Genomic DNA, 19,555 nt, shown 5'->3' on the forward strand with positions numbered 1-19,555 from the left:
TGATGCGCCCGGCATGGTTAATGCCGCGTTTACATTAACCGCGCATCAAGAAATACGGCCAAGCTGCCGATCGTGGGCGGCGGGGCGCTTGCATCCCAGCCTCGGGCGCCCCAACTGCCGCGGTCATGGACGCCACGCTCACCCTGATCCTGCTGATCGCCTCCTTGGCGGTCGTCGTCTTCGCCGGATGGCGCGGCGCGCGACCGATAGACCTCACGCGCGGCCCGCGCATGATGCCGTGGCGGTTCATCATGTTGCTGGCCGCCGCCTTGGCCTTCTACCTGCTGATCCACCTGATGGCGGAGCTGAGCGGACGGCCGCTGCCGGCGGCGCCGGCTTTCTAGCGGGAACGCTCTGGCCTGCGGGCGGTTTTCCTGTCTCCCCATGGACAACAGGAGACCCGCGTGACCGACAAGGAACTGACGCCGGCGCAGGCCGAAGAGGCTTTCTGGAAAAGCTTGAAATCCAGCAACACCGGCATGCTGGGGCTGGACCGGCCCGGCTATCACAGCCAGCCGATGACCGCCTTCCGCGAAGCCGAAACCGGGACCATCTGGTTCTTCACCCGTGACGACACGGACCTGGCGCGGGATGCGGCGACGCCGGGGCAAACGGCCATGTTCAGCTATGGTTCGAAGGACCAAAAGGTCTGGGCCTGCATCCACGGCGCCCTTTCGGTGCATGGGCGCGACCGGGAGGTCATCGAGCGCTACTGGAACCCGGTGCTGGCGGCCTGGTATCCTGAGGGCAAGGACGATCCGCGGCTGACGCTTCTGCGCTTCGACGCCGGCGACGGCCGCGTCTGGGTCAGCGACGGCGGCCTGATGAAGTTCGCCTTCGAAATCGCCAAGGCGAACCTGACCAAGACCCCGCCCGACGCCGGCGATGTGGCCGACGTCAACCTGAGCTAACGCCCTCGCCCGCCCTCAAGCGGCGCGAAGCGCGTCAGGGCGTTCTAAAACGCTCCGAAACACCAGGCCAGGACCGCCTTCTGCGCATGGAGGCGGTTCTCGGCTTCGTCCCAGATCAGCGACTGCGAGCCGTCGATGACGGCGTCCGTGACCTCTTCGCCCCGGTGCGCCGGCAGGCAGTGCAGGAAGACGGCGTCATCGGCGGCTTCGGCCATCAGGGCCGCGTCGACGCTGTAGGGCTCGAAGGCCGCCAGCCGGGCCTCATAGTCCTGGTCGCCCATGGAGACCCAGGTGTCGGTGACGACGACGTCGGCGCCCTTGACCGCCTCGCGCGGGTCGCTGGTCAGGGTGACGTGAGCGCCGCCCTTTTCCAGATCGCGCAGGTCCGGGTGGTATTCCGCCGGGCAGGCGACGTTCAGGTGGAAGCCGAACTTGGGCGCGGCGTGCATGAAGCTGTGGCAGACGTTGTTGCCGTCGCCGATCCAGGCGATCGTCTTGCCCTCGATCGAGCCGCGATGCTCTTCGATCGTCATCAGGTCGGCCAGGATCTGGCACGGGTGGCTGCGGTCAGTCAGGCCGTTGACCACCGGCACTGTCGAGACGCGGGCGAAGCGCTCGACGTCCTCATGATCATTGGCGCGGATCATCACGGCGTCGACCATGCGCGACAGGACGCGGGCGGTGTCCTCGACCGGCTCGCCCCGGCCCAGCTGCATGTCCGACGCGGTGGCGATGATGGAGTCCCCGCCCAGTTGCCGGATGGCCGCGTCGAAGCTGAAGCGGGTGCGCGTCGAGTTCTTCTCAAAGACCATGGCCAGGACGCGGTCCTTGCCAGGCGCGTCGGCGTCAGGCCGACCCTGGGGCCAGCCCTTGCGGGCGCGTTTTCGGGCATGGGCGTCGTCCAGGATGGCGCGCAGGGTCGCCGCGTCCAGGCGGTGGATGTCGAGGAAGTGACGAACCATGACCAAGCCTTCTCCCTCCCCCTCATGGGGAGGATGGTCCCGCAGGGACCGGTGGGGGCGGCCCTGCGGAAATCTGGAGGTAGAAGAAAAACGGCCCCACCCGCCCTCCCCATGAGGGGAGGGAGAAACAGCGTCAGCCCGCGACCTTGGTGCGGGCGAACTCGCAGGCCTTCTCGAACTTCTCGACCGCCTCGCGGGCTTCTTCGAGGGTGATGTTCAGCGGCGGCAGGACGCGGACCAGATTGTCGCCGCCGCCGGCGACCAGCAGCTTGGCCTCATCACGCGCCCAGCCCATGAACTCGCGGTTGTTCGGGACCAGTTTGACGCCCAGCAGCAGACCCTTGCCGCGCACCTCGACGATCACGTCGGGGAAGCGTTCGGCCAGGCCGTGCAGTTGCTGCTTCAGATAGCCGGCGACCTCGTTGACGTTGTTCAGGATGGCGTCCGACGACACCTCGTCGAAAGCCGCCTTGCCGACCGCCATCGCCAGCGGGTTGCCGCCGAAGGTCGAGCCGTGGGCGCCGACCGTCATGCCCTTGGCCGCTTCAGCCGTCGCCAGGCAGGCGCCGATGGGGAAGCCGCCGCCCAGAGCCTTGGCGATGGCCATGATGTCCGGCGCCATGCCGGCCCATTCGTGGGCCCACAGCTTGCCGGTCCGGCCCATGCCGCACTGGACCTCGTCGAAGATGATCAGGACGCCATGCGCGTCGCACAGTTCGCGCAGGCCGCGCAGGCACTGTTCCGGCATGGCGCGGCAGCCGCCCTCGCCCTGCACCGGCTCGACGATGATGGCGGCGGTGGTCGGGTTGGCGATGGCGGCCTTGATGGCGTCGTGGTCGCCCCACTTCAACTGATGGAAGCCCTCCATCTTGGGCCCGAAGCCCTCGGTGTAGCTGGGGTTGGCGGCGGCGTTGATCGCGCCGTAGGTGCGGCCGTGGAAGGAGCCGTCGAAGCCGTAGATGTCGATCCGCTCAGGCTGGCCGTTGGCGACGTGGAACTTGCGCGCCGTCTTCAGCGCGCATTCGACGGCTTCCGTGCCCGAGTTGGTGAAGAAGACCACGTCGGCGAAGGACTTGGCGCACAGGTCGTCGGCCAGGGCGTCCTGGCCCGGATCTTGAAGATGTTGGAGACGTGCCACAGCTTGTCGGCCTGGGCTTTCAGCGCGGCGACCAGCTTGGGGTTGGCGTGACCCAGCGCATTGGTCGAAATGCCCGAAACGCAGTCCAGGTACTCGGTCCCGTCAGCGGACCACAGGCGGACGCCCTGGCCGCGCTCCACTTCCAGCGGCGCGCGATTGTAGACACCCATCAGATGACCGGACACTTGGCAAACTCCATAAAGTGAGACGGCCCCGGCGCGTCAGCGACGGGACCGCTTTGGAAAAGGGCGAGGAACTTGTCGGGCGCTATTTCCGCATAGTCAACACCGCCCGCGATGCGAATTCAGCGCAGCTGCGCATCCAGTTTGCGGATCAGGGCGGCGTAGGTCCGGCCGGCCAGATCGATCGCCTCGGCCTCGACCGCCTCGATGGCGTCGTCCTGGGAGTGGATCAGCCGGAAAACCTGCGGGACGAAGCCTTCGGCCAGGCCGTTCGTCTTTCCGCCGTTGAAGGCCAGCCACATCTGGTGGGCGCCGATCTCGTCCTGGAAACCCAGCGAGACCACGGGCGCGCCCGCCGCCGAGAAGGCCCGGTCGTCCGACGGCGGATAGATGGGGAAGCCGACGCACTGCAGGGCCTGTTCGGCGCACAGCTCCTGCACCGCGCGGGTGACGAAGGCCGACTGCGGCCCGTTGTTCTGGCCATACATCATCGTGTCGCCATAGGCGGCGACGTCAGAGTTCACCACGGCGGCGACGTTGGCCAGACCGTGCGCCTCGATCCACTTCCGTGCGCCGATCAGGCCCAACTCTTCCTGGTCGAAGAAGATGATGCGGATGCGGTGGGACAGCGGCGCTCGCGCAGGATCTTGGCCGCCTCGATCACAGCGACGACCGAGCCGGCGTTGTCGACCAGACCATCCGCCATCGTCCCGTCCCGCAGCTTCACCGCGTCATAGTGGGCGGTCAGCAGGATTTCCTTCGCGCCCTCGCCCAGGGTGACGACGACGTTGGAGCCCTGCATCGGCTCGCCGCGGCCGCCGCCGTCGAAGGTCTCGACGGTGGGCGCGAAGCCCTCGGCCCGAAGCTGGCGCAACAGCACTTGCAGTCGTTCGGCGTTGGACGGCTGGGCGTAGGCGCCGACCTGTTCACGCAGATCGGCGGCGCGGTTCTGGGCGAGCGACGGCGCCGCAGTCAGGCAGATGGCGGCCAGAACGGCGCCGCTGACTGCGGCTTTCAGGCGAAGATGAAACGACATGGCGGGGCCCCTTTCGCGAAGCCCCTCGCCTCGCGCTCGACGCCCTGATTAAGCCGTCAGCTCTTCAGCCGCCAGCCCGAACGGAACACCAGCCAGCAGGCCGCGCCCATGATGACGGTGAGCACGGCGCTCATGACCACTCCGACCACGAGGCTTCCTTCCGCATGGCCGATGAACCCGGCCCGGAAGCCGTCGATCAGGTAGAAGAAGGGATTGAACTTGCTGATGCTGGCGAAGGGCTCGGGCAGGCTGTCGATCAGATAGAAGGTGCCCGACAGGAAGGTCATCGGCATGACCACGAAGTTCTGCACCGCCGACAGATGGTCGAACTTCTCGGACCACAGGCCCGCCAGCACCCCCATCATGCCCATCAGCAGCGAAGCGATCAGGCCGAACCAGACGATCAGGGCGAGGTTGGCCAGGCCCAGCTTCGCAAACGGCATGACGCAGATCGCCGTCACCAGCCCCACCGCGACGCCGCGCGTCGCCGCGCCCAGGGTGAAGCCGATGGTCAACTCCAGCGGGCTGAGCGGCGGGGTCAGGAAGTCGGTCGCCGTGCCCATGATCTTGGCCTGGATCAGGCTGGACGAGGCGTTGGCGAAGGCGTTCTGAAGGATGGCCATCATGATCAGGCCCGGCGCCACGAACTCGGCGAAGGGCGTGCCGTGCAGCGGCGGCCGGGCCCCCTTCAGCGCCACCACGAAGACCATCATGTAGAGCAGGGTCGTCACCACCGGCGCCGCTACGGTCTGAGCGCCCACCTTCCAGAAGCGGCGGACCTCTTTGAGATACAGGGTGCGCAAGCCCACCCAGTTGATCCCGTCGTAGCGGCGGGGCTGAGGCAAGCCGCCAGCAGCAGCGGAAGGGGCGTCGGAACCGGCGGTCAGGTGCGTCATGCGGCCTCAGATGCGACAGGCGAGGCCGTTTCGCAAGGCGCCCGCCCTGTGGATGAAGGCCAAGAAACTGATTCAAATCGGGACATTAACCATACTACATATAGTTTCTGTGGACAGGTGAATTCCCACATATTGCGTCTTTTAAGAGGTGATTTACGATTAGAGGCGTGATGAGGGGCCGAAATTCGGACTCCGACACAAGATATTGAATCTGACGTCTCCGCAGGAGGACGACATGAACCCAGGTTGGACCGAAGACCGCGTCGGCGCGCTCAAGAAGCTGTGGCTGGAAGGCCAGTCAGCGAGCCAGATCGCCAAGGCCTTGGGCGGCGGCGTGACCCGCAACGCCGTGATCGGCAAGGTGCACCGCCTGGGCCTGTCGGGCCGGGCCGCCCCGTCGCAGCCCGCGCGCACCACCTTCCGCCCCGCCCGTCCACGCGCTGCCGCCCCGGCCGCGCCGGTGCAGGCGCCGTCGGCTCCGCGTCGCCTTGAGGCCGTCGCCCCGCGCCCGATCGTCGCCGCCGCTCCGCAGTCGCCGGCCCCGGCCCCCGCGCCGGAATTGCCCGGCACCGCCACCGTGCTGACCCTGGGCGCCCATATGTGCAAATGGCCGATCGGCGACCCGTCGACCAGCGACTTCAGCTTCTGCGGCCGCCGCGCTTCGGAAGGCGTCTACTGCGTCGAGCACGCCCGCGTCGCCTACCAGCCCCAGGTCCGCAAGAGCGCCAGCAAGGACGCCTCCTCAGACCTGGCCCGCAGCCTGCGTAGGTATATTTAAGTTCGCTATCGCTCGCGACGCGGTCGCTCGCTGCTTGAGCTTTTAGGCCTGCTACCGCTCACCGCGCGGCGGTTCGCTACTTGAGCAGCCGCCGCGTCGGCGCCGTTCGGCCCCACGGCCGACACGAACGCCCCTAGTGGGGCCGCCGTCCGCCCCGCCGGTTTCCTGCGGGTTCCGGGGCGGGACTGCGGTTCTCCGGGTTGACGCAGTCCCATCCCCCTCGCCTCTGGCGAGGGGCTTTTGTTTGGCCTTGCCGCGCTCCGCTCAGCCCCTCCCTCTTCTCCGTCATCCTCGGGCTTGACCCGAGGATCGAGCGTTGGGCGCGCTCCGCCCTGCCTATGTCGCGCAGGCGGACCGTCCGATCCTCGGGTCAAGCCCGAGGATGACGGCGTGTGCGGCAGCCTAGTTCAGCACCCTTCGCGCATTCGGCACGTCCAGGCTGAAGGCTGGGATGGCCGCTTCGAACATCCGCCCCTCGGCGTCCTGCATGAAATAGGCGCCGACCATAGAGCCGGATGGCGTCGTCAGCGGACAACCCGAAGCATAGGCGTAGCTGTCCCCCGGCTCGATCACCGGCTGTTCGCCGACCACGCCGGGGCCGCGCACCTCTTCGACCCGTCCGAGCGCATCGGTAATGGTCCAGCGCCGGGCCACAAGCTGCACCGGGCCGCCGCTCAGATTGACGATCTCGACCTGATAGGCCCAGACCCAGCGTCCCTCGGCGGGATCCGACTGGCCCGCCAGATAGGAGGGGCGGACGCGAACGACGACGCCTTCGGTCTCGGCGGAGTAGGCAGGAGCGGAGTGCATGCGCTATATGCAGCCCGCCGTGCGCGGGGTTCAAGCGTCTGTCGTCGCCGACAAGCTACACAGACAAGAAAATCCGTGTGAGAACAGGACGGCATGACCAGCTTTCAGATTCCCGACCAGCCCGGCATCCTTCCCTTCCAGGGTATTGAGACCCTGATCGCGATCGGCGCCGTCGCCTCCGACACCCCCTTCGACGTCGATCAGGTTCAGCCCGCCAGCCTGGACCTGCGGCTGTCGGATCAGGCCTGGCGCGTGCGCGCCTCCTTCCTGCCCGGCCAGCGCAAGGTCGAGGAACGCATCGCCGACGTCGCCATGCACGCCATCGACCTGCCCGACAGCGGCTATGTGATGGAGAAGGGCTGCGTCTACATCGCCCGCCTGCAGGAGCGTCTGCACCTGCCCAAGGGCTTGAACGCCCGCGCCAATCCGAAGAGCTCGACCGGCCGCGTCGACGTCTTCGTGCGCCTGCTAACCGATCAGGGCGGCAGCTTCGACGACGTGGACGAGGGTTACGACGGCCCGCTGTATCTCGAGATCGCGCCCCAAACATTCTCCATCCTGGTCAAGCCGGGCACGCGTCTGAACCAGCTGCGCCTCAAGGCGGGCGAGCCGCCCAAGCTGGAGACCCGCAGCGTCGGCGTCGACCTGCGCGCGGGCGACCACGGCGTCGTCGGCTATCGCGGCCGCCGCCACGCGGGCGTCATCAACATGGACCACATCGACGGCCATGATCCGCGCGACTTCTGGGAGCCGCTGACCCTGCGTCGCGGCGAACTGCTGCTGGACCCGGGCGAGTTCTACATCCTGGCCTCGTCCGACGACGTGGAGATCCCCGTCGATCAGGCCGCCGAGATGACCCCGATCGACCCCTCGGTCGGCGAGTTCCGCGTCCACTACGCCGGCTTCTTCGATCCCGGCTTCGGCACGGACGAGGCGCACGGCGCCGGCTCCAAGGGCGTGCTGGAGGTCCGCACCCACGACACCCCTTCCTGCTGGAGCACGGCCAGATCGTCGCCCGACTGGTCTATGAGCCGCTGACGGAACGGCCGTCGCGCCTCTACGGCGAGGGCGGCAGCCACTATCAGAGCCAGGGGCTCAAGCTGTCGAAACACTTCCGCCCCTGGGGGTAATGCACCCTTCTCCCCTTGTGGGAGAAGGTGGGTGCCAAAGGCGCTCGGATGAGGGTGTGAGCGCCGCAGTCAGCCGATCGCGGCGCTTTTCTTTCATCGACTGAACAGCCGCCGCCGCGTCGACACCCCTCATCCGTCATGCTCCGCATGCCACCTTCTCCCACAGGGGGAGAAGGATCACCTTGAGCGCATCAGGTCAGCCGATTCGCCTTCCTCAGATCCGGAAAGACCTTGGCCCAGACGCCGGTCGCCGCCAGGGCCCCAAAGCCGCCGACCACCGCCGCCCCGATCGGGCCGAGCAGGCGCACCGCCACGCCGGAATAGGCCTCGCCCAGTTCGTTTGAGGCGCCGATGAACAGCATGGACACCGAGGACACCCGCCCGCGCATGTGATCGGGCGTAGCCAGTTGGATCAGGGTCTGGCGGATGTTGACGCTGATCATGTCCGCCGCCCCGCCCAGGAACAGCACAGCCCCTGACAGCCAGACGCTTTTGGACAGGCCGAACACCACGGTGCAGACCCCGAACACGGCCACCGCTGCGAACATCCAGCGCCCGCCGTGGCGCACGATAGGGAAGCGGCTGAGATACAGCGCCATGATCAGCGCCCCGACCCCGAACGAGGCGCGCAGCAGGCCGAAGCCGATGGCCCCGACATGCAGGATGTCGCGCGCGAAGATCGGGGTCAGCAGGGCCACGCCCGCCAACAGGACGACGACCAGATCCAGCGAGATCGCGCCCAGCACGATCTTGGTCTTCCACACATAGGCTAGGCCTTCTCGGACCTGCTGCACCGGGCCCAGCTTGGACGGATCGACCTGAGGCTTGCCCTTGGTGCGGATCAGCAGGAAGCAGGCGACAGCCACGAGGAACAGCGCCATCGCCGAGGCGTAGGCCAGCGGCACGTTCACGCCGACGATGACCCCGCCCAGCGCAGGCCCGGCGATGGCGCCGGTCTGGAAGGCGATGGACTGGGCGGCGATGGCGGGCGGCAGGGCCTTGCGTCCCACCACCATCGGCAGGAAGGCCTGGCTGGCCGGAGCCAGGAAGGCGCGCGCCGCGCCGAAGACGGCGGCGACCGCCAGCAGGCCCCACAGCGGCGGCGATCCGTGCAGCGCCATCATCAGGAAGGCGCCCGCGCACATCCCCTCGACGATGATCGACAGGGTGACGGTATGTTTGCGGTCGCGCCGGTCGGCCATCGCCCCGGCCGGCAGGGTGAAGGCCAGCAGCGGCAGGAACTGGCACAGGCCCACCAGCCCCAGATAGAGGCTGGCCTCCTCGATCGGATGGTCGCGCCGGGCGATCTCATAGACCTGCCACAGCAGGGCCGAGGACTGGATCTGGATGCCCAGCACGGCCACCAGCCGCCCCAGCCACAGCAGGCGGAAATCGCCGATGCCCCACGGACTGGCCGGGCCGTCGCCGTGCGAAGGCGGGCCTGGCGGCGCCGGAGGTTGAGGTGGAACCGTCGGAGCGGTGTCGAAGCTTTCAGTCGTCACAGTGGCGGGCGTCTTCGTTTAGGAGGCGCCGTCGCAGCGTCGGCCCTTCTCGCGGATGCACGATATGCCTAAAGCATAGCGGCATGAGCGCCGCATCACATTCCGTCATCGATCCTGTCGAACTGACCCGCGACCTGATCCGCATCCCCTCCGTCACCCCCGCCGACGAAGGGGCGATGGACGTGCTGGAGCGCGCCCTGACCGGCCTGGGCTTCGCCTGCCGCCGCATGGTGTTCGAAGGACCGAGCGGCGTCGGCCACGACGCCCGGATCGAGAACCTCTACGCCCGGCGCGGCACCGCCTCGCCCAACCTCTGCTTCGCCGGCCACACCGACGTGGTGCCGATCGGCGACCTGAAGGCCTGGAGCGCCGGCCCCTTCGAGGGCGAGACCCGCGACGGCGTCCTCTACGGCCGCGGCGCCGTGGACATGAAGGGCGGCATCGCCGCCTGGGTCGCCGCCGTCTCGCGCGTGCTGGCCCGAGACGAGATCGAAGGCTCCCTGTCCTTCCTGATCACCGGCGACGAGGAAGGCCCGGCCCTGCACGGCACCAAGAGGGTGGTCCAGACCCTGGCCGCCGAGGGCGAGGTCATCGACGCCTGCGTGGTCGGCGAGCCCTCCTCGGCCCATCACCTGGGCGACATGATCAAGGTCGGGCGGCGCGGCTCGCTGAACACCTGGATCACTGTGCATGGGAAACAGGGCCACGTCGCCTATCCCGACCGCGCCGCCAATCCGGCCCCGGTCATCGCCAAGCTGCTGGCCCGCCTCGACGCCCATGTGCTGGACGACGGCTATCCTGAGTTTCCGCCGTCGAACCTGGAGATCACCACCATCGACGTGGGCAATCCGGCGACCAACATCATCCCGGCCGAGGCCAGGGCGCGGCTCAACATCCGCTTCAACCCGAACCACACCGGCGACGGCCTGATCGACTGGCTGAACCGAGAGGCGGGCGCCCTCCAGGCCGAGACGGGCCTGCGCATCGAGCTGGAGCATATGTGCTCGGGCGAGGCCTTTCTGACCGAGCCGGGCGTCTTCGTCACGGCGGTGCAGGATGCGGTGGAGGCGACGCTGGGCCGCCGCCCCGAGGCCTCGACCACCGGCGGCACCTCCGACGCCCGCTTCATCCGCGCCCTGTGCCCGGTGCTCGAGCTGGGCCTGGTCGGCCAGACCATGCACCAGGTGGACGAGCGCGTGCCCGAGGCCGAGCTGCGCGCCCTGACCGACGCCTATCAGGCGGTCATCCGCACGGTGTTCGAACGCCTCTGACCGAGGCGTCCGAACACGGTGACGGCCTTAGTTGCCGCGATAGGTGCTGTAGCCGTAGGGGCTGACCACCACCGGCACGTGATAGTGGACGCTGGGATCGACCACCTGGAAGACCACGTCGATCTCGGGGAAGAAGGGCGGCGTCGTCGGCTCGCCATATCGCGACATGTCGAACACCAGGCGATAGGTCGCCGCCTCGGTCTTGATCGCGTCGCCGAACGAGCGGACGCGGCCGTTGTCGTCGGTGCGGCTGGTCGCCAGGTCGCGCCACTGGCCGTCGGCCGACTTGATCTGCAGGGTAACCGGGACGTCACGGCCGCCGACGCCGCGCGCCAGATCCAGCACGTGGGTCGAGATGGTCTCGGCGGCGGCGGGGAAGGCGCAGGCGGACAAGGCGGCGGCCGCCACGGCGAGGGTGCGAAGGTTCATCGAACGATCTCCTGAAAGTGAAATGCAGTAGCGCGGCCTTATTCGCGCGAAAGACGGCGACGGATGGGTCGCGCACCACATTTCGTCAGTCTGTGAAGATCAGGCTTCGCCCGCCGCCTCCAGCCGGGCGATGCGCCGGTCCATGTCGGCGACCTGATCCTTCAGGCGCTGCGCCTCGGACGCCATGTCGACCGGCGTGCCGTCCTCATAGGTCAGTTGCGCCCCTTCTCGATCAGGTCGAGACGGTACAGGGCGGTGACCCGGGTCGCTCTGAACCGCTCCAGCTCGCTCTCATTCGAGATGACGCGCGCCATATCAGCGCGCCGCCACGACGATGACCTCGACCCGATAGGCGGGCGTGGCCAGTTTCGCCTCGCAGGTGGCGCGCGCGGGCGGATTGATCGGGTCGACCCAGGCGTCCCACACGCTGTTCATGGCCGCGAAATCGGCGATGTCGGCCAGCCAGACCTGGGCCGAGAGGATCTTCGACTTGTTGCTCCCGCATTCAGCCAGAAGAGCGTCGACCTCCGCCAGGGCGGTGCGCGTCTGAGCGACGACGTCCTGCCCCGGTTCGCCGACCTGACCGGCCAGATAGATGGTGTCGCCGTGGATCACGGCTTGGCTCATGCGACGTTCGGGCTGGATGCGGGTGATCATGACGGCTCCTTGCTTCGCCTTCGGCCTTAACGCGACGGCGCCGGCGCTCCAAGGGCAAACGCCGCTTCGACTGGAAGCTCAGGGCCGCGCCGTCTTCCTAAACGGCAAAACCCATGTCACAGGGAGCGCATGGAAACGATCCGCATCGAACACCGCATCGGCGTGCGCGCGACGGCCGAACGCCTCTGGGACGTGCTGACGGACTTCGGCGGCTGGGAGCGCTGGAATCCGCATGAGGTCAAGGTTCAGGGCGCCCTTGGCTATGGCGCGCCGATCAGCCTGACCGAACGCCTGCCGGACCTGGGCGAGCGCCAGGTGCAGGCGCATCTGGGCGAGTGGGAGCCCAACGCCCAGCTGGTCTGGGTCGAGCGTCGCGGCTTTCTGTTCCGCACCCTGCGCTACTATGAAATCGAGGAGCTGGATCGCGGCGCCTGCATCGTCTCGCACGGCATGGTCTTCACCGGGCTGCGGGCCGAACTGTTCCACGACAAGCACCGCGCCCGCATCCGTCCGGCCTATGAGGCCATCAGCGAGAAGCTGAAACAGATCGCCGAACAGGGCTGACGTCGCCTCCCGGCAGAGCCGTCAGCCGCCCTTGATCGTATCGGTGATGTTGATTATCGCCGGCCCCAGGATGACGACGAACAGCACCGGCAGGAAGAACAGGATCATCGGCACGGTCAGCTTGGCCGGAAGCGCCGCCGCCTTCTTCTCGGCGGCGGCCAGGCGCAGGTCGCGGTTTTCCTTGGCCATCACCCGCAGGGCGCTGCCCAGAGGGGTGCCGTAGGTCTCGGCCTGGGTCATGGCTGTCGCCACCGCGCGGATGCCCGGATGCTGCGTCCGCTTGGCCATGCCCTCATAGGCCAGGCGCCGCTCGGGCAGATAGCTCAGCTCGGCCGACAGCAGGGACAGCTCCTCGGCCAGTTCGATCGACTGGCCGCCGACTTCCTGACTGACCTTCTGAATCGCCGCCTCGATGGACATGCCCGACTCCACGCAGATCAGCAGCAGGTCCAGCGAGTCGGGGAAGGCCGCGACGATCGACTGACGCCGCTTGTCGATCATGTTCTTCAGATAGATGTTCGGCGCATAGAAGCCGACGCCCGCCGCCAGGATCACGAAGGAAAACAGGGTGAAGCCCGGCAGGTCCGGTTTGATCACCACGAACAGATAGAAGGCCGTCAGCGCCATCAGGATGAACGGCAGGGCGAAGCGGAAGAAGTAGAAGGTGTTCAGCGGCCTTGGCCCGCGGAAACCGGCCTGGGTCATGTTTTCGGCGACCTTGGGGTCTTCCAGCAGCTTGACCAGATTCAGCCGCGCCACCACCCGGCTGCGGAAACTGTCGTCGGTGCGACGCAGCCCGCCGCCCGTCTCGCCCCCGCCGCCGCGCAGGGCCTGACGCGAACGACGGCGGAGTTCCTCGCGGCGTTCGGCCACCGCCTTCATCCGCTTGTCCAGCCGCGGCCCGCCGCCGACGAAGGACGACAGCAGCGTCAGGACGCTGGCGAAAACGGCCACGCCCACGCCGATGCTCAGCAGGTTCTGCGGATCGGTGATGAAGCGCATGAAGGCGTTCACGGTCCTGGCCCCTTCCTCAGAACTTGAAGTTGATCATGCGCTTCATCACGAAGACGCCGGTGGCCATCCACAACACTGCGCCCAGCAGCATCACGTGGCCGCGCCCGTCGGTGAACAGCAGCATCATGTAGCTGGGGCTGGTCAGGGTCACCATGATCATCACCACCGGCGGCAGGGAGCCGATGATGGCCGCCGAGGCCACGGCTTCGGACGACATGGCCTTGATTTTCTCGCCCATCATCCGCCGGGCGCGCAGCACCGAGGTCAGGTTGCTCAGGGCTTCCGCCAGGTTGCCGCCCGACTTCTGCTGAATGGCGATGACGATGGCGAAGAACTTCAGCTCCGGCGTCGGCATCCGCATGTACATCTTGTCCAGGGCGTCGGCGAGCGTCAGCCCCACGCCCATCCCCTCGACCAGCAGGCGGAACTCGCCCGCCAGAGGTTCAGGACTTTCGCGGGCGATGACCTTGAAACAGTCATGGACGGGCAGGCCGGTCTTGATGCCGCGCACCAGCACGTCGACCGCATCGGGAAAGGCGAGAGAGAACTTCTTCATCCGCGCCTTGGCCTTCATGTTCACGACCCAGCGCGGCAGGCCCAGCCCCATGGCGATCCCGACGCCCAGGACGATGAGGATGTTGCCGCCCAGGACAAAGGCCAGAAGGGCGCCGATCAGCCCCATCGCCACGCTGATGACAACGAAGGTCCGCAGCGATAGTTCAAGCCCCGCCTGCTTCAGCTTGGCGCTGGTGGTCATGCGCGCCTTGCGCTCGCGGCGATCGACCTCGCGCAACTGGACCATGATCTGCTTGCGTCGGGCCTCGGGCGTATTGGCTACAGCCGCCCGCTTGGCCGCCGCCACCGACTCGGTGCGGCTGGTCGCCAGAACCTTGGCGCGCTTGACCGCCTGCCCCGAGGAGTCGTCGCCGCCGACCAGCACCCAGCCGACGCCGCCGATGGTGATGAAGGCCAGAACCGCCGCAAGCACAGGAAGCAGCATCCGCCCTACTCCGCCGCGTCCAGGGCCTCGGCCAGTTCGCGCTCCAGACCGTAATAGCGGGCGCGGTCCCAGAAGCGCGGGCGGGCGATGCCGGTCGAGCGGTGGCGCCCGGTGATCTTGCCGTGCGCGTCCTCGCCGGTGATGTCGTAGACGAACAGGTCCTGGGTGACGATGACGTCGCCTTCCAGCCCCACCACCTCGGTGATGTGGGTGATGCGCCGGCTGCCGTCGCGCAGGCGCGCGGCCTGAACGATGACGTCGATCGAGCCGACGATCATCTCGCGGATGGTCTTGGACGGCAGGCCGTAGCCGCCCATGGTGATCATGGATTCCAGACGGCTGATCGCCTCGCGCGGGCTGTTGGCGTGCAGCGTGCCCATCGACCCGTCGTGGCCGGTGTTCATGGCCTGCAGCAGGTCGAAGGCCTCGGGCCCGCGCACCTCGCCGACGATGATGCGTTCGGGGCGCATCCGCAGGCAGTTCTTGACCAGGTCGCGCATGGTGATCTGGCCCTGGCCTTCCAGGTTCGGCGGGCGGGTCTCCAGACGCACGACGTGCGGCTGCTGCAGCTGCAGTTCGGCGGCGTCCTCGCAGGTGATGACGCGCTCGGTCGGGTCGATGAAGGCCGTCAGGGTGTTCAGCAGGGTGGTCTTGCCCGAGCCCGTGCCCCCGAAATCACCAGATTGCATCGCGAAGCGCCGATGACGCCCAGGACGCGCGCGCCCTCGGGACTGATGGAGGCGAACTCCACCAGATTGCGCATCGTCAGCTTGTCCTTCTTGAACTTGCGGATCGTCAGCGTCGGCCCGTCGATGGCCAGGGGCGGGGCGATGACGTTGACGCGGCTGCCGTCGGGCAGGCGGGCGTCGCAGATGGGGCTGGCTTCGTCGACGCGGCGACCGACCTGCGACACGATCCGCTGACAGATGTTCATCAGCTGGGTGTTGTCGCGGAAACGGACGTTAGTCAGCTGCACCTTGCCGCCGACCTCGATGAAGACGCGCCCTGCCCCATTGACCATGATGTCGGCGATGTCGTCGCGCGCCAGCAGCGGCTCCAGCGGGCCATACCCCAGCACATCGTTCAGGATGTCCTGGACCAGATGCTCCTGCTCGGCCACCGACATGGAGACGTTCTTGATCGCCACCAGTTCGGAGACGATGTCGCGGATTTCCTCGGACGCCGCCTTCTGATCCAGCTGCGCCAGCTGGGCCAGGTCGATGGTGTTCATCAGGGCGTTGAAGATGGTCGTCTTCGTCGCGTGGTAATAGTCGCTCTGCTCGCGAACGATCTCGGCGACCGCCTGGGCGTTCTTCAACTGAGCCAGACCGGCGGTGGCGCGCGGCCCGGCGCCGCCCGCAGCCGCACGCGGCTGATCCGACTGTCCCAGCGCGTGTTCGAAAGGATCAGGACGCTTGGGCGTCGTCGGCGTCAGCGGGTCCAGTTCTTCAGGCGAGAAGGCGTCGACCGGCTCCAACGTCGGACGGCGGGACGCAGCCTTCTCAAGGCCAGGGTCAGGCGCGGCCGCCGGACGCGTGACCGTCTGGGCCGCCGCCGGAGCTGTCCGCTTGCCGAACACCTAGGCCCGCTTCCGGCTGAACAGACCGGCGAACAGCGACGAACCGCCCGCCGCAGTTTTGGCCCGCGTCTGCCCCCTGCAACCGGCAGCTCGCGATGAGACACGATCTGGGCCAGGGTCTCGAACGCCTCGGCCGGCTTGGTCTTGGCCGCCGAGTCGATGATCATCTGGCCGTTGTTGGCCGCCGTGCCGAACACCTTGGCGTCGAACGGGATGATCAGGCTGGGATGCACCCCCAGCGCCGCGCCGAAATCCTTGACCGGGATCTCGGGCCGTCCGGGCAGGCCGACCTGGTTCAGCACCAGACGCGGCGGCGCATCGTTGGGCCGCCCCTGTTTGATCAGGTCGATCATGTTCTTGGCGTTGCGCAGCGAGGCCAGGTCCGGCGTCGCCACCACGACCACCTCGTCCGCTGAAATCAGCGCCCGCCGCATCCAGCCCGACCACAGGTGCGGCAGGTCCAGCACGACGAAGGGCGCCGTGGCGCGGATCCGGCCGGTGACTTCCTCGAAGACGTCCGGGCTGAAGTCCCAGTCGGCGTCCAGGGTGGCGGGCGCCGCCAGCAGGCTCAGCTTGTCGGTGCAGCGCACCGTCATCCGGTCCAGCAGGGTGGCGTCCAGACGCTCCGGTTGCTTCAGGGCGTCGGCGACCCCGCCCAGCGGGTCCTGATTGAAGTCCAGCCCGGCGGTGCCGAACGGCAGGTCATAGTCGACGATGACGGTGTTGACGCCGATCCGCTCGCTCATCGCATAGGCGGTGTTGTGCGCCACGGCCGAGGCCCCGGCGCCGCGCGCGCCGACGAAGGCGATGGTGCGGCCAACGAAGGGCTGGGCCGGATCGGCGAACAGGCCGCCGATCGCCGCGATCAGCTGCAACGGCTGGATCGGCGCCACCAGATATTCGCTGACGCCGCGCCGCATCAGTTCGCGATACAGCAGGATATCGTTCGCCGCGCCGATGATGACGACCTTGGTGCCGGAATCGCAGACCTGGGCCAGTTGGTCGATCTCGGCCAGCAGGCTCTGCGGGTCCTTCAGGCTTTCGACGATCACCAGAGGCGGCGTCGGCTCGTGCTGATAGGCCTCGATGGCCGCCTGCACCCCGCCCAGACGGATCTGGGTGGCGGCGCGGGCCATGCGGCGGTCCTGACCGGCGCGCTCGCCGGCGGCCGCCGTGTCCTGACGCTCGGCGAAGACATGAACCGCGATGCGCGGAATGGCGACTTCCACCGCCCCGCTCACCAGGCTGAGGGTCGAGGGCGCCGCAACGGGGGCGGCGCCGCCTCCACGAACGCGGCCTCTGCAGGGGCGGACGTCGGCGCGGCGGCGGGAGGGGGCGTCAGCGCCGGACCCGGCCGACCGTCATCAAGATCCAGAAACTCGTCGTCCAGATCAAAGCCGTCCAGGGCGTCGAACCCGCTCGAATGGGTATCGGCCAGCTTGCTCATTGAATGGCCTGTGAGATGCGCATTTGCGACAGCAGGGGTTCGCGCGCCGCCGAGGTCGCGCTTCCCTTGCGATAGGCGTCAAACACGACCGCGCGTCGCCCGGCCTCGGACGGCGTCATGCCGCGCGGCGCCACGATGTCGCGCGGGTCGGCGATCTGGGCGGCCAGGTTGGCGTTGACGGCGCAGCCGAAGTTGGAGGCGGACTGATTGTCGCCGCTGCGGCCCAGATTGCCCCATTGCGTCCCGCACTGAGGCACCACCGCCCGGACGGTCTCGAACCCGACCAGCACCGGCGCGCGCGGATCAGGCGCGACATAGGCGGCGACCTGGATGCGGTTCTCCGGCACGCCCGCCTGTTGCAGGATCGCCCGCACGCCCCAGGCCGCCTCGGCCGCCACCGGGTCGCCGCCGGACGGAGCCTCGATGACCAGGACCGGCGCCCCTCCATGGCGAAGCGGTTGACCAGATCGCCCAGGGCCGCGCGCTGATTGGCCGATACGCCCGTCTCATGCACCGCCAGGGCGATGCGCTCCAGCCCCGGCTCGACCTGGAGCGAGTAGCGCGAGGTGGGCGTCAGCGGCGGCTCGCCGCCCAGGCTCGCCGGGCCGCCGACGCAGGCCGACAGGACCAATCCGCCCGCCGTCAGGGCGATCAGGGCGAGATGCCGCGAAAAGGGTCGGGTCATGGCGTTCACTCGATCACATAGCCGACGGGGCCGCGCCATCCGGCGCCCGCCTGGGCGGTCGGCGCGGGCGAGCCGTAGACCTGATTTAGTTGGCCGAAGAAGATGGTCTGGGCGTCATGGGCGATGCGCAGGCCGTCGGCCGGCGTCTGCATCCGCCCCGGCGCCGTCGGCGTGACGACATAGGGCTCGACGATGACCACCAGTTCGGTCTCGCCCATCAGATAGTCGCGCGAGCGGAACAACTGCCCCAGCACCGGGATGTTCGTCATGCCTGGCAGGGAATCCACCGCCTGACGCGTGCTTTCCTGCAACAGGCCCGCGATCATCATCGACCCGCCCGAAGGCAGTTCGACTGTGTTCTCGCTGCGCCGCACGGTCAGGCCCGGAAGGGTGATCGACGACGGCGTTCCGGCGCCGATGGTCAGGCCGCCGCTGGGCGTCAGCTCCGAAACCTCGACCTTGACCTGCAGGCTGATGCGCCCTTCGGACAGGACGACCGGGCGGAAGCCCAGCGCCACGCCATAGGGCTTGTACTGCACGGTGATCTGCCCGTCGCGGTCGCGGCCGGTGGGCACAGGAAACTCGCCGCCCGCCAGGAAGCTGGCGGCCTCGCCGTTGACCGAGGTCAGGTTAGGTTCCGCCAGGGTGCGGACCAGGCCGACGCGCTCGAACGCCTTCAGCGTCGCCGAGCCTTTGTTCAGGCCGTCTGAGCCGGGACCCGTGCCCGGCTGTGCGGTTTCCCAGTTCGGAGGATCGCCCGGACTGCCGTCGACGATGACCGGGCATAGGGCGCCTTCCGGCCACCCCGGCCCGAGGCACGGCCCCTCCATCTGGAAGTTCTTGGTCGTGTCGCGCGCGATCCCGCCCGCCAGCCCGCCCAGCAGCGAACCGTTGACGCCCCAGGTGGCGCTGTTGCCCAACAGCCACTGGGTGTCGCCGACACGGCCGATCACCGCCTGGGTGTCGAAGCCCAACTGCTTGATGACGTTGCGCTGCACCTCGACGACCCGGACCTTCAGCGTCACCTGGTCCGAACCGGCGACCGAGATCATGTTCATGACCTTCTCGGGGGCGCTGACGAAGGCGCGGGCCACCTGGGCGGCGCGGTCGGCGTCGGCCGGACTGGCGGCCAGACCGGTCAGGATGATGCTGTCGTTGACCGCTTCGGCCCGCAGATCCGAACCGGGCGCGATGCGGTTCAGCGTATCCTGCAGGGCGCTGACGCCGGCATCCACCCGCACGCGCAGCGCCAGAATGGTGCGGCCGGAGCCATCCAGGAACACGGCGTCCGTCTCGCCCCCTCCAGGCCGATCATGGTGATGCGGCGCGGCGAATGCAGCATGGCCTCGGCGACGCGCGGGTTGGAGATGATGACGTCGCGCGCATCAGACGGCAGGTCGACCGCAAAGGAGGTCCCGCGCGGCAGGTTGACCAGCTGCGGCGCCGAGCCGGCGGTGATGGCGGCGCGCGTCGTCTGGGCGCCTGCCTGATCCATCGGCGCGCCCGCCCCGCCCAGAGCGAGCACAGCGACGCTGGCGGCGACGGCGAAACGGTTCATGCGCGA

Annotated in this window: 18 protein-coding genes and 4 pseudogenes; 6 read left to right on the forward strand and 16 right to left on the reverse strand. The window is 68.1% G+C overall.

The genetic code is table 11. From position 1 onward, the window contains the following. Window positions 1–125 precede the first annotated feature (125 nt). Window positions 126–344 (forward strand): hypothetical protein, encoded by a 219-nt coding sequence (locus V8F63_RS03445; protein WP_025978059.1) that lies wholly within the window; start codon window positions 126–128, stop codon window positions 342–344. 60 nt (window positions 345–404) lie between these two features. Continuing rightward, window positions 405–911, forward strand: coding sequence for a pyridoxamine 5'-phosphate oxidase family protein (locus tag V8F63_RS03450; RefSeq protein ID WP_025978058.1), 507 nt, complete (start codon window positions 405–407; stop codon window positions 909–911). Between the two features lie 44 nt (window positions 912–955). On the opposite strand, the gene argF is transcribed toward V8F63_RS03450, so the two are convergent. From argF to V8F63_RS03470, 4 genes and pseudogenes are all read right to left on the reverse strand, one after another. Further along, entirely contained in the window at window positions 956–1,879 is a 924-nt protein-coding gene (gene argF / locus V8F63_RS03455; protein ID WP_392354526.1) for an ornithine carbamoyltransferase, read from the reverse strand. A gap of 127 nt (window positions 1,880–2,006) precedes the next feature. After that, window positions 2,007–3,181 (reverse strand): annotated as a pseudogene (locus tag V8F63_RS03460) (aspartate aminotransferase family protein). Window positions 3,182–3,315: 134 nt separating this feature from the next. Next, window positions 3,316–4,229: pseudogene (locus tag V8F63_RS03465) on the reverse strand (M20/M25/M40 family metallo-hydrolase). Window positions 4,230–4,285: 56 nt separating this feature from the next. After that, window positions 4,286–5,125: an ABC transporter permease gene (locus V8F63_RS03470; RefSeq protein WP_392354527.1), complete on the reverse strand. Its 840-nt coding sequence runs from the start codon at window positions 5,123–5,125 to the stop codon at window positions 4,286–4,288. Between the two features lie 235 nt (window positions 5,126–5,360). Here V8F63_RS03470 and V8F63_RS03475 point away from each other — a divergent pair, with 235 nt between their 5' ends. Then, window positions 5,361–5,903, forward strand: coding sequence for a GcrA family cell cycle regulator (locus tag V8F63_RS03475; protein WP_025978053.1), 543 nt, complete (start codon window positions 5,361–5,363; stop codon window positions 5,901–5,903). Between the two features lie 402 nt (window positions 5,904–6,305). Here V8F63_RS03475 and apaG read toward each other — a convergent pair whose 3' ends face one another. Continuing rightward, complete coding sequence (apaG, locus tag V8F63_RS03480; RefSeq protein WP_392354528.1) at window positions 6,306–6,713, reverse strand: Co2+/Mg2+ efflux protein ApaG; 408 nt, start codon at window positions 6,711–6,713, stop codon at window positions 6,306–6,308. A gap of 93 nt (window positions 6,714–6,806) precedes the next feature. On the opposite strand from apaG, the pseudogene V8F63_RS03485 reads away from it, so the two are divergent. Further along, window positions 6,807–7,843 (forward strand): annotated as a pseudogene (locus V8F63_RS03485) (2'-deoxycytidine 5'-triphosphate deaminase). Window positions 7,844–8,034: 191 nt separating this feature from the next. Here V8F63_RS03485 and V8F63_RS03490 read toward each other — a convergent pair. Beyond that, window positions 8,035–9,345 (reverse strand): MFS transporter, encoded by a 1,311-nt coding sequence (locus tag V8F63_RS03490; protein WP_392354529.1) that lies wholly within the window; start codon window positions 9,343–9,345, stop codon window positions 8,035–8,037. 83 nt (window positions 9,346–9,428) lie between these two features. Here V8F63_RS03490 and dapE point away from each other — a divergent pair, with 83 nt between their 5' ends. Beyond that, window positions 9,429–10,616 (forward strand): succinyl-diaminopimelate desuccinylase, encoded by a 1,188-nt coding sequence (gene dapE / locus V8F63_RS03495; protein ID WP_392354530.1) that lies wholly within the window; start codon window positions 9,429–9,431, stop codon window positions 10,614–10,616. Between the two features lie 27 nt (window positions 10,617–10,643). Here the strand turns inward: dapE and uraH are convergent, their stop codons facing one another. Further along, on the reverse strand, window positions 10,644–11,045 hold the full coding sequence (gene uraH / locus V8F63_RS03500; RefSeq protein ID WP_392354531.1) for a hydroxyisourate hydrolase: 402 nt from the start codon (window positions 11,043–11,045) through the stop codon (window positions 10,644–10,646). Window positions 11,046–11,360: 315 nt separating this feature from the next. Further along, window positions 11,361–11,702: a RidA family protein gene (locus tag V8F63_RS03505; RefSeq protein WP_025978046.1), complete on the reverse strand. Its 342-nt coding sequence runs from the start codon at window positions 11,700–11,702 to the stop codon at window positions 11,361–11,363. A 129-nt stretch (window positions 11,703–11,831) separates the two neighbouring features. On the opposite strand from V8F63_RS03505, the gene V8F63_RS03510 reads away from it, so the two are divergent. After that, complete coding sequence (locus V8F63_RS03510; RefSeq protein WP_025978045.1) at window positions 11,832–12,266, forward strand: SRPBCC domain-containing protein; 435 nt, start codon at window positions 11,832–11,834, stop codon at window positions 12,264–12,266. Window positions 12,267–12,287: 21 nt separating this feature from the next. On the opposite strand, the gene V8F63_RS03515 is transcribed toward V8F63_RS03510, so the two are convergent. From V8F63_RS03515 to V8F63_RS03550, 8 genes and pseudogenes are all read right to left on the reverse strand, one after another. Next, complete coding sequence (locus V8F63_RS03515; RefSeq protein ID WP_025978044.1) at window positions 12,288–13,280, reverse strand: type II secretion system F family protein; 993 nt, start codon at window positions 13,278–13,280, stop codon at window positions 12,288–12,290. A gap of 16 nt (window positions 13,281–13,296) precedes the next feature. Continuing rightward, window positions 13,297–14,280, reverse strand: a complete 984-nt coding sequence (locus V8F63_RS03520; RefSeq protein WP_392354532.1) for a type II secretion system F family protein — start codon at window positions 14,278–14,280, stop codon at window positions 13,297–13,299. A 5-nt stretch (window positions 14,281–14,285) separates the two neighbouring features. Continuing rightward, window positions 14,286–15,757, reverse strand: a pseudogene (locus tag V8F63_RS03525) (CpaF family protein). Then, complete coding sequence (locus V8F63_RS03530; protein ID WP_392354533.1) at window positions 15,712–17,100, reverse strand: pilus assembly protein CpaE; 1,389 nt, start codon at window positions 17,098–17,100, stop codon at window positions 15,712–15,714. Before V8F63_RS03530 ends, V8F63_RS03525 begins: the two are co-directional and overlap by 46 nt. Beyond that, entirely contained in the window at window positions 17,097–17,306 is a 210-nt protein-coding gene (locus tag V8F63_RS03535) for a hypothetical protein (protein ID WP_392354534.1), read from the reverse strand. Before V8F63_RS03535 ends, V8F63_RS03530 begins: the two co-directional genes overlap by 4 nt. After that, the gene (locus tag V8F63_RS03540) at window positions 17,303–17,704 is read right to left on the reverse strand and encodes a CpaD family pilus assembly lipoprotein (RefSeq protein WP_392354535.1); all 402 of its coding nucleotides are present in this window, start codon (window positions 17,702–17,704) and stop codon (window positions 17,303–17,305) included. Before V8F63_RS03540 ends, V8F63_RS03535 begins: the two co-directional genes overlap by 4 nt. Before the next feature lie 292 nt (window positions 17,705–17,996). Then, window positions 17,997–19,274 carry a type II and III secretion system protein family protein gene (locus V8F63_RS03545; protein WP_392354536.1) on the reverse strand — a complete coding sequence of 426 codons (1,278 nt, stop codon included), beginning with the start codon at window positions 19,272–19,274 and terminating at the stop codon, window positions 17,997–17,999. Beyond that, window positions 19,190–19,549 carry a pilus assembly protein N-terminal domain-containing protein gene (locus V8F63_RS03550; RefSeq protein WP_392354537.1) on the reverse strand — a complete coding sequence of 120 codons (360 nt, stop codon included), beginning with the start codon at window positions 19,547–19,549 and terminating at the stop codon, window positions 19,190–19,192. Before V8F63_RS03550 ends, V8F63_RS03545 begins: the two co-directional genes overlap by 85 nt. Window positions 19,550–19,555: the final 6 nt, after the last annotated feature.

Source organism: Brevundimonas sp. LF-1 (genome assembly GCF_037055305.1).
Taxonomy (GTDB): domain Bacteria; phylum Pseudomonadota; class Alphaproteobacteria; order Caulobacterales; family Caulobacteraceae; genus Brevundimonas; species Brevundimonas sanguinis.